This window comes from Psychrobacter sp. HII-4 (assembly GCF_904846595.1).
GTDB lineage: Bacteria > Pseudomonadota > Gammaproteobacteria > Pseudomonadales > Moraxellaceae > Psychrobacter > Psychrobacter celer.
In genome coordinates this window covers 1-12,534 of record NZ_CAJHBJ010000021.1, presented here as the reverse complement: position 1 = coordinate 12,534, position 12,534 = coordinate 1, and the positions used below count along the sequence as shown (strand labels likewise).

14 protein-coding genes are annotated in these 12,534 nt (G+C 39.0%); 10 read left to right on the top strand and 4 right to left on the bottom strand.

Translation table 11 applies throughout. From position 1 onward, the window contains the following. Positions 1-175 precede the first annotated feature (175 nt). On the bottom strand, positions 176-1,075 hold the full coding sequence (locus JMX98_RS09900; protein WP_201586265.1) for a DMT family transporter: 900 nt from the start codon (positions 1,073-1,075) through the stop codon (positions 176-178). 96 nt (positions 1,076-1,171) lie between these two features. Then, positions 1,172-1,927 (bottom strand): AraC family transcriptional regulator, encoded by a 756-nt coding sequence (locus JMX98_RS09895; protein ID WP_201586262.1) that lies wholly within the window; start codon positions 1,925-1,927, stop codon positions 1,172-1,174. A gap of 273 nt (positions 1,928-2,200) precedes the next feature. Here JMX98_RS09895 and JMX98_RS09890 point away from each other — a divergent pair, with 273 nt between their 5' ends. From JMX98_RS09890 to JMX98_RS09845, 10 genes are all read left to right on the top strand, one after another. Further along, positions 2,201-3,556, top strand: coding sequence for a serpin family protein (locus JMX98_RS09890; RefSeq protein ID WP_201586260.1), 1,356 nt, complete (start codon positions 2,201-2,203; stop codon positions 3,554-3,556). 15 nt (positions 3,557-3,571) lie between these two features. Further along, positions 3,572-4,090 carry a hypothetical protein gene (locus JMX98_RS09885; protein WP_201586258.1) on the top strand — a complete coding sequence of 173 codons (519 nt, stop codon included), beginning with the start codon at positions 3,572-3,574 and terminating at the stop codon, positions 4,088-4,090. Between the two features lie 34 nt (positions 4,091-4,124). Next, positions 4,125-4,658, top strand: coding sequence for a hypothetical protein (locus JMX98_RS09880; RefSeq protein ID WP_201586256.1), 534 nt, complete (start codon positions 4,125-4,127; stop codon positions 4,656-4,658). A gap of 73 nt (positions 4,659-4,731) precedes the next feature. Beyond that, positions 4,732-5,208 (top strand): hypothetical protein, encoded by a 477-nt coding sequence (locus JMX98_RS09875; RefSeq protein WP_201510200.1) that lies wholly within the window; start codon positions 4,732-4,734, stop codon positions 5,206-5,208. 61 nt (positions 5,209-5,269) lie between these two features. Then, complete coding sequence (locus JMX98_RS09870) at positions 5,270-6,484, top strand: SEL1-like repeat protein (RefSeq protein ID WP_201586254.1); 1,215 nt, start codon at positions 5,270-5,272, stop codon at positions 6,482-6,484. Positions 6,485-7,176: 692 nt separating this feature from the next. Further along, positions 7,177-8,571, top strand: a complete 1,395-nt coding sequence (locus JMX98_RS09865) for a serpin family protein (RefSeq protein WP_201586252.1) — start codon at positions 7,177-7,179, stop codon at positions 8,569-8,571. 48 nt (positions 8,572-8,619) lie between these two features. Beyond that, complete coding sequence (locus JMX98_RS09860; protein ID WP_201586250.1) at positions 8,620-9,090, top strand: DUF4825 domain-containing protein; 471 nt, start codon at positions 8,620-8,622, stop codon at positions 9,088-9,090. Between the two features lie 112 nt (positions 9,091-9,202). Then, the gene (locus JMX98_RS09855; protein ID WP_201586247.1) at positions 9,203-10,549 is read left to right on the top strand and encodes a serpin family protein; all 1,347 of its coding nucleotides are present in this window, start codon (positions 9,203-9,205) and stop codon (positions 10,547-10,549) included. Positions 10,550-10,575: 26 nt separating this feature from the next. Beyond that, positions 10,576-11,049, top strand: coding sequence for a hypothetical protein (locus JMX98_RS09850; protein WP_144296572.1), 474 nt, complete (start codon positions 10,576-10,578; stop codon positions 11,047-11,049). Between the two features lie 33 nt (positions 11,050-11,082). Continuing rightward, the gene (locus tag JMX98_RS09845; RefSeq protein ID WP_227680125.1) at positions 11,083-11,760 is read left to right on the top strand and encodes a hypothetical protein; all 678 of its coding nucleotides are present in this window, start codon (positions 11,083-11,085) and stop codon (positions 11,758-11,760) included. Positions 11,761-11,804: 44 nt separating this feature from the next. Here the strand turns inward: JMX98_RS09845 and JMX98_RS09840 are convergent, their stop codons facing one another. Next, positions 11,805-12,011, bottom strand: a complete 207-nt coding sequence (locus tag JMX98_RS09840) for a hypothetical protein (protein ID WP_144296573.1) — start codon at positions 12,009-12,011, stop codon at positions 11,805-11,807. A 184-nt stretch (positions 12,012-12,195) separates the two neighbouring features. After that, on the bottom strand, positions 12,196-12,534 hold a 339-nt coding region (locus JMX98_RS09835), incomplete at its 5' end, for a transposase (protein ID WP_227680124.1).

The following is a 12,534-nucleotide window of genomic DNA, read 5'->3' as shown; positions in this document are numbered from 1 at the left end:
CTTATTTAATGCCGATGAGTACTAAATCACGTTTAAAATATGATGGACTTGCTGTTGATATGGAAATATCTTTTACTTTTTTAAACCAAATATCTAAAGCAACACCAAATCTCCACCGCGACTTTATCAAAGGCTGATTTGCTTGAATCAGGCTGCAATACCTGATCAGATTAAACTATAACTTGCTAATTTCAGTGGGTTTTTGAGTCTGATAAATGAACAAACTTGCACAGACCAATATGACACCAAAAATAGTTAATACACTCAAAGTAGTATCAAAAATCAGACTCTCCAAGATCATTGTCAGTAAAGGCAATAAAAAGAATAACGTGCTTACTTTATCTGCGGAGCTATATTTGAGCATAAGCATTAATAGCAAATAAGCACCTACAGAAACGACTGCACCCATCCATACCAATGACAGCAAAGAGTAAGCAGTGACCTCAAAAAACAATCCTTGATAAACAATCACAGCCGAGAATATCAAGAATGAAAAAATAGTCTGGATCAATAGGGTTAAAATAGGCGGCGTTTCAACCTTAGCTTGAGCTATAGTACCAAACGTGATGGATAGCAACGCCAGTACAGAAAGGACGATACCTGATACATTGATTTTATCGACGCTATGATAGCCTAATGTAGACAATACCAAGCCTGAAAAACAAATCGCTAATAGTATGACGTTTTTAACGCTAACCGTGTTTGCACTTAATAGTGACGTTATAATCGGCTGTATGCCAAGCACAAGTATAATGATGCCAAGGGATAGCCCTGTGTTAATAGCTGAAAAATAAAACGTTAAATAGAAGACTTGCAGCAATAGACCTGAAAATATAATGACTTTGAGCTGATCTTTATTAATCTCAGTGATAGCTGTTTTTTTATGGGTAGATTTTAGATATATGGCTAGAAGTAGTGATAAAGCGATTGCTGATCTTAAAAATAAAAAGCTCCAAGAGTCGGTATATTGCAAACCAACTTTTGCAAAGATGGCACCGCCACTCCATATTGCCAAAAATCCTATAGAGGCAACAAGATTTACAATGTCCTGCTTTGATTGGGTATGAATATTCAATGGCACTTCCTTACCTAGCGTACATTTATATCATGTGGCTATGGTAATGAAATTGATGCTCAAAGGTTTGTCGGAATGGATTGAAATATGTGCTGATTAGCTGATTGTTGGCTGCTTCATATTCTGATTGTGACAGCGAAGTCTATAAGGAGTCTGGTGATAGACAGTAGAGAAACGACGTATAAATGCAGATACGTTATCGTAACCGCACCTCTCAGCCACAATCGTAATAGGTATATCGGTATTTAGGATGAGACCAAGAGCAGCTTGCATACGAAGGTCGGTAATATAAGCATTAGGGGTACAACCAAGATGTTTTTTAAATAAGACTTTGAACTGACTTTCGCTCAGACAAGCGATCTCAGCAAGTGATTTCACCGTATGATTGGTGGCAATATTACTTTTTAAGGTATGAAGGACCGCAGTTAAACGAGTATCCAATCGCTTACTCATTTTAATGGTTCCAAGAAGCTCTTGTAATAACTCAAACATCATCCATTCTATATTTTGATTGTGAGCAGAGATCAATTGCTTTTCAACGAAAGAGATATATAACAACGTTTTTTCGTCCATTGCAAAATGGATCTCACTCAGTGGCAGTTGTAAAAATTCGATGTCCTCTATATTTGCTACTAAAAAACGAAAGTCTTCTCTTGCCTGAAATTGATGATAAACACCTTTTCTAATAACTAAAGCCTCTCCATAAGAAACTTTAATAGCCTGATCACCAATTATCATTCTAATGTCACCCATTAATGGCATGAGAATTTGATGATAATCATGAATATGACCTTCCAGCTGGCTACCATATGTCCTAATAAATAAATGTTTTATTAACTCAATATCTTTCATAAGGTCTATCCACTGTTTGGAATATTTGTTAGTAACAGGGTTTTATAAGAGTGTAGCAAGAAAACCAACTAGGCTATTAGTAAAGCCTATTTTTTCACCATGGTTTGGTTTTATAAGCCTGCACTTAAACCCCCATGTTCAAAGCAACAGCTATTGCTATGTACGAGTTTAATCTAACCCGAGCCATCAATTTATTAGCATATGTTTACTAAATCAGCCTAAACCCTTGTATATAATCAGGACATCATTCGAATTACAAGAGGGTACAATGCCATGAAAAATCGTAACCAATACATCTATAAAAAGCCTGCAATTAAATTCAGCGTCGGTACGCTTGCTTTAGGCAGTTTACTGGCAATTGCTGGTTGTAATAATAGCTTGGTTGATAATCAACCAATAAAACAAGCAGCTGAAAAACCTATAGTCAGCAAGACTGAGAAGCCTTCAAACCCAAAGACTGATAAGAACTATATCGCTGCTGACGACTCTGCTTCAACGCCTGAAGGTATCAGAAAAGTCGTCGATGCCAACAATCAATTTGCTATAGATCTGTATCAGCAAATAAATAAGCAAGCTAAACAAGTAGAGAACAACATATTTTTCTCGCCCTACAGCTTGTCTACGGCGATGGCCATGCTTTATGCTGCAGCAGAGGGTGAAACAAAGCAGCAAATCCAAAAGACCTTTCACTATCCAGCACCAGCTATCCTCAATCCCAATAGTGCAGCACTCTACAATCAATTCAATAAGCCTAATCCAAACTATGACTTAAGCACAGTTAATGACTTATGGATGCGTCAAGGCCTAAGTCCCAATCAAACCTATTTGGATACCGTAAAACGCTACTATGGTGGTCAAGTCACCAATCTTGATTTTGCGAGCCGTCCCGAGCCATCACGTCAGACCATCAATAAAACCATCGCTAATTATACCAAGCAGATGATTCCTGAACTACTGCCAGAAGGGAGTATCAAGTCATCTACCGCTGCTGTATTAACCAATGCTGTTTATTTTAAAAGCCAATGGGCACAACCTCTAGGTCTACGAGGTAGTACTCAACCCTTTTATAACCTCAATGGCACAATCACCGATACGAATTTTATGTATAGCATAGAAAACTCTAATTACACGGAAGATGAGCAAGTACAAGTGGTAGAGCTGCCTTATAAAAGCGATGACCTGTCGATGCTGATCATCTTGCCAAAATCAAAAGAAGCCGCTGCTATGCAGGCATTGGTTAAGAATTTAAGTGCCGATCAAATTGGTCAGTGGACTCACAATATGAAAATAAAAGCAGTCGACCTGCAGCTGCCTAAGTTTAAAATGGAACAAGATTATAAAATGGATGGGCTACTGGCTGAAATGGGAATGCCAATCGCTTTTGATAGTCGCGCTGACTTTAGCTTATTCAATGACGAGCAGTCATTAGCGGTAGATTCTATTATTCATAAAGCGGTGGTTGAGGTTGATGAAAAAGGTACAGTGGCGGCAGCTGCTACAAGTATAGTGCCAGTAGTCGTCTCAGCTAATTATGACGTTGAGTTTAATGCCAATCGTCCCTTTATGTTTATGATTAAAGACAATAAAACCGATGCGATATTGTTCTTAGGTCAGGTGAATAAGCTATAGCTTGAGGATGCAAAAATGATGACCATAAAAATGACGCTGATATCGTTAGCAATGCTACTGACTGCTTGTCAAAACCTATCAGCGCCACAGCCTGACTTGAGCCAAACCATTAAGATAGAGCAACACTCAGAGCCGCTAATACATTACCGTACATCAGGTAATGAGAGTTTATTTTATACCTATCCCTTTGAGTTCTCTGATCTTGATAAAAGTGATGTTATGAATGAGGTAAACGTACGACTCGCCTATGAAGAAGGCTGTGTCTATCTCTATTATGGGCCGTATAAAACCATTCCTGTTCTACCGAATGGTCAAGCAAGCTGGGATGACAAAAATAAAACGCTCAAATATTTTAATGTCGTTTATGAGGTGGGCGACATCATAGAAAGCGGTGGCTATAAACTTAGGCCGTCAGATCGGGAACGATATGCCAAAGAAGGCTTTGCTAATCAAGCCTCAAGTCGCTGTGATGTCAAAGAGATGATGATGTTATCGGGTTTACCGCGTGGTCAGGCGGCTAGAAAAACTCTATAAAAGTTCTGATAATACTAAGCAACGAGACCAATGAATGAATAATTTAAAATTAAAAAACGGCTTATCATTAACCGCTCTTGGAGTTTTTATACTTCCAATTTTATTTGGTTGTACTAACTTAAAACCTTCTCAAGTAACACCAACACAAGAAAGAACTGCCATTATCAATGAAAGTCCCTCAGATTCTCCAAAACGAGACTCTAATAAACCCCTGTCCGACATATTTAGTTATCTATCTACGGGCGGTCAAATGCCAGGTATCGTAAGTGGCAAATTCGTTATTAAAGATAATTGTCTTATGTTGCAAGTCGCCAAAGATAAATATATGACGCCCTTATTTCCTCCGCATAGTGTTACTTATTTAGAAGAGCAAAAAACTATTGTACTTAAAGGTATCAAAATTAAATTGGGTGAGAAAATATTTACTGGCGGCATAACAATACCAACGACAAATCTTGAGTTTGCGACTCAAGGAGATGCCGCTTGTCTGACCAAAATAGGCATGGCTATCGATGCCGATATAATGGAAGTCTCTGAAGAGATTAAAAGGAAATTGGATACCTACTAAAAAATAGGTGCAGAAGCTGTTTTCCCTGCTTACATTCAAAATACGAGCTTTCTGCCTAAACTGGAGCGCACAGATGAGAAAAGCATTTTTTATTTTAACAGGCCTAGTGATAGTCGGTTGTACGACAACCCCTGTAGCAACCCCACCTGAACCAATGGCAGCGATAAAACCTATTCCAGAACTCGTAGAGCCTGAGCTAAAAACAAGCATTTTTACTTATTATGTTGACCCTGTTCATCATTCTCAAGCCTTATCAATCGTGAGAGGCAACTTTGTATGGAGTAATAACTGTCTTTATCTAATAGGTAGTAATCGTAAATTTACTACCGCGATGTTCCCCGAATTTCCAAAAGGTATCGTGAAATGGGATGAAGTCACTAAAACATTAAATCTCAATGGTCGGGTTTTTAAAATGGGCGATTATATAAAGACGAATGGCGCCTACTTGCCTTATCACCCTAATACGCCAGGAGGTGCTGAGTTTGAAAAACAGGGCGATAAAAAATGCTTAACGCCCTATGTTGCACTGATAGGCACTTTTTTCGATTAAAAATATTTCTATACCTATATATCTTACCAATATTAAATTCAACGACCTAATAAGCAAAACTATGAAATTACTGAATAGCATGTTCATTTATCCATTTATGATTTCAGGGTTATCTTTCGGGCTGTCTGTATCCGCTATAGCAGCTGATTATATAACAGAAGAGTCAACTGAACAGCTAGAAGACAATTACACTCAGCAACAGCTTGCCAAGCTATATTTAGAGAATTTAGACTTGCCCGAAGATAGTAGGAAACCGTATGAATGGTTTGCCATTCGAGGATATGCTCCTGCTCAATTCATGCTAGGTGTCCAAGCTTATGATCCTGTAAACAAGATCAAATGGTATCAGATAGCTGCTGATAACGGGCATACCTCTGCAATAGCCAATCTTGCCTATATCTATTATGCGGGTAAGTATGGCGTACCTCAGGATTACACCAAGGCTTTTAAATTATATAAAAAATTAGCCGATACTGATGACATGCAGGCTCAGTATCAACTTGCAGAGATGTACTATCATGGTGCAGGTACGCCTCAAAGCTACAGTCAGGCTTTTACCTATTATCAGAAGGCCGCTGATAATAAAAAGATGGAGGCTAAATACACAAAAATGTATGCTGAATATAGCTTAGGGCTTATGTATTATGGCGGTTTAGGTGTCGCCCAAGATTATGAAAAGGCCTTTGATATTTTTGAAAATCTTGTTGCTCAAGGCAATACTAATGCTGAGTATAACTTGGGAGTGATGTATGATCGCGGCTTAGGGGTTATTCAGAATAAGATGAAAGCAAAAGAATGGTTTGAGATAGCGGCTAGTCGGGAGAGTTATACCGGTCTTGGAAAGACACATGCCGAATACCGTCTAGGGAAAATGTACTTTGAGGGAATAGATGTTGTACAAGACTATGATGCAGCCTTAAGCTGGTTCAAAAAAGCGGCGAGTAATAGTTACTTCTTGGGTCGTGGAGAGATGAGTAAAGGGCATTTACTGACACAATATCAGTTGGGTGATATGTATTATGATGGGATTGGCGTCACTCAGGATTATACTCAAGCCTTCAAGTGGTATGAACAAGCGGCCAAAAATAGATACCGTAGTACGGTTGATGGGTCATGGAGCAAAGGTAGTGAACGCGCTCAGTATCTTATAGCGCTGATGTATTATAAGGGGTTGGGTGTTAATAAAGACAAAGCTATGGCAAAAGAGTGGTTAGAAGTATCTTGCGATAACGATTACCAAGCGAGTTGTGATTATCTTCAGAAACTCTCTAAATAAGGAATTTAGTTTTTAAAGATGATGGGTTTTAGGTTATTGAGATAACATCAGTGTACTCTACCGTATCCCTATTAAGCCGATTAAGCGCTTTTTAACTCAATGCCTAACATCCATTACTAGTCTTGTTAAAGCTATCTCATCTTGCTGGATAGACCATTTTTATCTTATAGTAAATGTATATCGTTCTTTATCGTATGAAGCGGCATAGGGCATTGCATCTCTAGAATAGGTCTTCTTATCCTGATCAGTATAGTCGATAGATATTGAATCTTCATAGCTTGTATATTGGATAGCGTAGCGATAGGAGGAGTTGGGCGGCAAATCTCCGATTAAGTCCACTCTCTTGGAGCTGGTATATTTGACGCGTACGTCAGATATGAGATAAGCGCTTTCGTTATTTATGATAATTTTGCCTTTATCCTTCTCAAAATATGAGCAAGATATTAAAAGCATGCTCATCAATCCTATTAGAACATTCTTATTAAAAACCATATTTCTCTCACTTTTACGATTGACTAATACCACTACAAGTTTATTAGAAATCGTGCAAAATCAGTAATGTATCTCTCCGCTAATCACTTTTAGGCATTCTTAAGTTCAGTACAGCACGCTTACCAAACTACACTAAACGATTGTATAGAGATGATACTAGAATGGCATCATCTTAACTCTACATTATTAGTGACGCAGATATGAAGAATAACCAGTATTGTTATCTTAAAAAAGCACGTGGTAACCGTATCATAAGTGCATTGGCTATCAGTAGTCTATTACTTGTGGTCAGTGGCTGTGACAGCACTATGAAAGAGTCTAAACCTACCGACACAGTAACCAATACCGCACCAAACTTAGACAACCCATCCTTGTCAGATAAGAATAAAAACAACTCTGATTATAAGGCTGTTAGCAAAGACGGCTTTATTGCCGCTGACGATTCCGCTTCAACACCAGACGGCATCGAAAAAGTCACGACTGCTAACAACCAGTTCGCTGTTGATATGTACCAACAGATCAACGGTCAACCTGATCAAGCAGATGACAACGTGTTTTTCTCACCCTATAGTTTGTCTACGGCGATGGCCATGCTGTATGCCGCAGCGGAAGGGGAAACGAAAGCGCAAATTCAAAAGACCTTTTATTATCCGTCGATGGATACTCTAAACCCTAATAGCGCCGCGCTCTATAATCAATTTAATAAACCCAATCCTGATTATAAGCTCGCCACAGTCAATGATTTATGGATGCAACAAGGGCTAACGCCTAACAAGTCCTACGTCGACACCGTTCAACGCTATTATGGTGGTCAAGTGACCAATCTTGATTTTAACGGCAGTCCTGATCCTTCACGCCTCATTATTAATAAAAAAATCGCTCAGCATACCAACCAGCTGATCCCTGAATTACTGCCAAAAGGCAGTATTAAAAAAAATACGGTCGCCGTATTAACCAACGCCGTTTACTTTAAGGGCGATTGGAAAACGCCATTCAATATTCAAAGCACCAGTGAGCAGCCTTTTTATAACCATGTGGGTACAAGTCCTAATATAAAAATGATGCATACACAGGCGGATTTTGGTTATAGCGAGGACAAACAGGTGCAGGTCGTGCAATTGCCTTATAAGGGTGATGACTTATCTATGCTGGTGATATTACCAAAATCTAAAGACAAGACAGCCATGCAGCAGCTGGTGCGTGATTTAAGCGCTGATAAGATTAAAGAGTGGAATAAAGACTTAATTACGCAAGAAGTGAACCTTCACTTACCAAAGTTCAAGCTTAAAGAACGCTACGACATGAAAGATATGCTGTCAGATATGGGCATGCCCATTGCTTTTAATCAAGACAAGGCTACTTTCAAACTGTTTGATCAGCCTTTATCTACATGGATAGATGATATCTATCATCAGGCGGTGGTCATCGTCGATGAAAAAGGCACCGAAGCAGCGGCAGCGACTGGCATTGTAGTATCTACTGAATCTGCCTCTGCTCCACCACCTGTTTTTAAAGCCGATCACCCGTTTATGTTTATGATTAAAGACAATAAAACCGATGCGATATTGTTTTTGGGTCAGGTGAATAAGCCTTAAGAGAGCGAATGACGGCACTAAGACTTAACTGACTGTTGATGAGACATTATGAAAAAAAGGCTTAAATTATTATCGTGTTCACTGTTGGTGATTTCAGTCGCTAGTGGATGTAATACGAAGACCAATGAAGAAGATGTGTTTCAATACAAGAATGCCTATGTTGGTGATAATAGTGCAGTCATAAATATTGTCAACCACTCTATGCAATCAGATAACTTCAAGGGCCTCGAGCTCAAAACGAAAGAGACACCCTATGGGATTATCTTAAATTATGATGGGTCAGAGTCAGAAAAGAATGATAAAAAGACAGTGATATATAACGCCACTTACTTATTTGCGTTGATTCAAAATGCAGAGTGGATAACGTTTAATTTTGATCATCAAGAATACAAAATAACAAGAGAAGCTCTGATAAAGTGGTACGGGAAAGATTTCAGCAAATTACAAAGTGAAAAGGAGCTAAAAACGTTAATACAAAAGAACTGGGATGATGAATACAGAGTAAATCAGTTATTCTAAAACCGCCAAATATATATGTGCGGCTCCCTATACAGCAACTGAAAGTGTGGCTATTACAGTCACTACTGAGCCTTGGATATTCTTATAATTATAATTTATTGTTGAGCCTGATATGCAAAATGACCCACTTCGCTATTTTAGATATGCAGCCCATAATCGTGTTATCAGTGCCTTAGCTATTACCAGCTTAGTGTTGGGTGTTAGTGGCTGTGACAACGCCATAAAAAATAATAGAACGGGTGCTGTTACAGGCATGGTTACTCCTAATCAGTCAGCTATTAACCATCAAGCGCCTCCTATTGAGGTAATGACTACTGTCGCAACGCCTGAAGATATAAAAGAAGTCATCACTGCCAATAACCAATTCGCCTTTGATATGTACCAGCAGATAAATGGGCAACCTGACCAAGCAGATAAAAATGTATTTTTCTCACCGTACAGCTTATCTACTGCGATGGCCATGCTCTATACCGCAGCGGAAGGGGAAACGAAAGCGCAAATCCAAAAGACGTTTCATTATCCGACGCCGACTACCCTCAACCCTAATAGCGCCGCGCTTTATAATCAATTTAATAAACCCAATCCCGACTACAAGCTTGCTACGGTCAATGACTTATGGATGCAACAAGGGTTAACACCCACTAAATCTTACATAGACACCGTGCAACGTTATTACAGCGGCCAAGTGACCGCCCTTGATTTTGAAGGCAGTCCTGATCCTGCGCGTCAGACCATTAATAAAAAAATTGCTGAGAAAACCAAGCAAATGATTCCTGAATTACTACCTAAGGGTAGTATTAAATCTGATACTGCCGTGGTGCTAACCAATGCCATCTATTTTAAGGGGGATTGGACCCTGCCTTTTACAGCTGAAAGAACCAGTGCTAAGCCTTTTTATAATGCTATAGGCAGAGCCTCTACCGTCCAGATGATGCAGCAACAGTCTTATTTTAGTTATTATGAGGACAAACATATACAGGTCGTGCAATTACCTTATAAAGGCGATGACCTATCTATGCTCGTAGTATTACCCAAACTCAATCATAAACTTGCTATGCAGCAATTAGCTAAGAGTTTAAATGCAACTAAGATTAAGCAATGGAGTGCAGGCTTAGTAAGACAAGAGGTGGACCTTCAACTGCCAAAGTTTACGTTAGATGCGCGTTATCAGATGAAAACGTTGCTTGGTGATATGGGTATGACAAAAGCGTTTAATAATGAGGCTGAATTTAACTTATATGCTGATGGTACACCGATAAAGCTCGATGAGGTTTATCATCAAGCGGTGGTCACCGTCGATGAAAAAGGAACCGAGGCGGCAGCCGCCGCCGGTGCTGTAGGTATGTACGTTGGTATGTCTTATCCTGTGGAATTTAAAGCCGATCATCCATTTATGTTTATGATTAAAGATAATAAGACCGATGCAATACTGTTTTTAGGTCAGGTGAATAAGCCTTAGCAATATCTAATTTGGAGTGATTGAACATGCCGCGTTTTCAATTGAATACCTTAAGTTGTTTGGCCGTTGTGATGGTTTTATTGTTTTCAGGCTGTGCCGCTAAAAATGAGCCTGTAGATAAATCATCTGAGGGAAAAGAAAAAGTACTGACTAAAGCTATTGAGGAGAAAGTAGAGATTTTAGAATATAGCCCTCCGCTTTATGAAAGCTCAGTAGATGGCGGTATTACAGTCGCTGATGGCACTTTATTGGTCGAAAACGGCTGTTTAATCATTAAACATGACAACTATAAAAACGAGGCGGTAATTAAAAGTGCTTTAGTATTTCCAGAAAACACGACCAGCATCAATGCTGGCATTCTTTTTCATCAAATCAGCGCCTATGACCAATATAAGATTGGTCAAGATTATCGTTTTGGTGGTTTTAGTGGCACGCTTAATGACAAGCGTATTAAACCTCACTCTAAGTGCCAATTAAATAAGGTATGGTTTGTGGCCTAAAAATGGAATGCTAGAGATAAGGAAAAACACGAAATGCATTTTTTATATCGCTTACCTATTTCGATCATACTATTTTTGTCCATGCAAACCGTATGGGCTTGTATGCCGCATTCAACAAATGATGTATTTATTGCTCGTCTGCAATCATCGCAGCCTACATTAATGGATAATCAGCAAAAAGGCTTCGACTTGCAATTTAGCAATCCACGCTTTGTCTTTCGCACGCTTAAAATGTGGTTTTTCTACAAGACCCCTGAATATTGGCAAAGTGATTTTGAGCTAAAAAGTATCAAGCCAAATGACCTAGTTATTGGCTTAGCATATGCGGCCAGCGGTAATGAGCCAGCAAACTATACGGTGACATCACTAGCGACACTGAGCTGTGAAAATAATGAATTAATAGTTGGTAAACCATTAGTGCCATTTCTGGCTTGGAATCGAGAGAACGGCAGTTGTCGCCATAATAGCCACGATGCTATAGGAATATTAGACGGATTTATATACAAAGATCAGGAATATTATTTACAGCAGTTACAAGCCAAATATCCTACCTGCAATAAGCTAAACGCTGCGTTCCCTAGCGATGCTAATAAAAATGAGTTGAGCAATAGCACTGAGTCAGCCAGTACGCATAGTGCATCCAAACAAGACAGCCACCCTCAAACATCATTTTGGGGAAAGATTAGATTATGGTTTGGGCAATGGTTGTAGGTCATTACATAAGATTTTGGGTTGATTTTAAAAAAGGCATTCAACTATATATGTAAAGCACAATAAACCTTCTCGCTTTTATGAGGCTTATTGTCATCAAAGCCCTTACTGACAAGTTTTACCGAGTTAAAAGTTTTGCCTTCATCATTAGTGACCATAACGACTAACTCTTGATTTTCAAAGCTTTGCAATTCTTTGATGAGTTGCTTGATTGTTTTTGTTCTGGCTTCCCACTCTATTACATCGCTCATAAATCAGTCTCTGTTTATTTTTGATTCACATCACAATTATTCTTAATAATTAAGCAGAATACCGTAAAGCACGAAGAGTAATTACAATCAACATTCCAAGTATTAAATATAGAGAATACTGTCCAAGTCCATTAGGATGATTTTTCTCAAAATAAAGATGCAAAATTAATACCAAACCCAACAATTAAAGTTGTGTCCAAGCACGAGCAGTTAACGACCGAATTCTTTGTGGCTGTTTAAGCAAATTATTCCAAGCCAAGCAAGTGGCATCGACAATAGCCTCATAACTGTCATAACAACGATTAGATAGCTCATTTTGCTTAAGGTACTGCCATACTCTCTCAGAGGGATTGAGCTCAGGTGAATAAGGCGGTAGTTTAAGCATAGTGACATTAGCCTGATTCAAGCTTGGTTGATGCCATAATGCGCCATCCATCACCACCACCGCATGACGTCCTTTTGGAACGGCTTTACTAATCTCTTGCATATGCAATAACATGGTGTGTTTATTAACGAAAGGCAG

What these genes read in the sequence shown, in the direction of transcription:
- JMX98_RS09855 (WP_201586247.1), top strand. Translation starts at nt 9,203, where the DNA reads ATGCAAAATGACCCACTTCGCTATTTTAGATATGCAGCCCATAATCGT.
- JMX98_RS09885 (WP_201586258.1), top strand. Translation starts at nt 3,572, where the DNA reads ATGATGACCATAAAAATGACGCTGATATCGTTAGCAATGCTACTGACT.
- JMX98_RS09895 (WP_201586262.1), bottom strand. Translation starts at nt 1,927, where the DNA reads ATGAAAGATATTGAGTTAATAAAACATTTATTTATTAGGACATATGGT.
- JMX98_RS09890 (WP_201586260.1), top strand. Translation starts at nt 2,201, where the DNA reads ATGAAAAATCGTAACCAATACATCTATAAAAAGCCTGCAATTAAATTC.
- JMX98_RS09840 (WP_144296573.1), bottom strand. Translation starts at nt 12,011, where the DNA reads ATGAGCGATGTAATAGAGTGGGAAGCCAGAACAAAAACAATCAAGCAA.
- JMX98_RS09865 (WP_201586252.1), top strand. Translation starts at nt 7,177, where the DNA reads ATGAAGAATAACCAGTATTGTTATCTTAAAAAAGCACGTGGTAACCGT.
- JMX98_RS09880 (WP_201586256.1), top strand. Translation starts at nt 4,125, where the DNA reads ATGAATAATTTAAAATTAAAAAACGGCTTATCATTAACCGCTCTTGGA.
- JMX98_RS09845 (WP_227680125.1), top strand. Translation starts at nt 11,083, where the DNA reads ATGCATTTTTTATATCGCTTACCTATTTCGATCATACTATTTTTGTCC.
- JMX98_RS09875 (WP_201510200.1), top strand. Translation starts at nt 4,732, where the DNA reads ATGAGAAAAGCATTTTTTATTTTAACAGGCCTAGTGATAGTCGGTTGT.
- JMX98_RS09860 (WP_201586250.1), top strand. Translation starts at nt 8,620, where the DNA reads ATGAAAAAAAGGCTTAAATTATTATCGTGTTCACTGTTGGTGATTTCA.
- JMX98_RS09850 (WP_144296572.1), top strand. Translation starts at nt 10,576, where the DNA reads ATGCCGCGTTTTCAATTGAATACCTTAAGTTGTTTGGCCGTTGTGATG.
- JMX98_RS09870 (WP_201586254.1), top strand. Translation starts at nt 5,270, where the DNA reads ATGAAATTACTGAATAGCATGTTCATTTATCCATTTATGATTTCAGGG.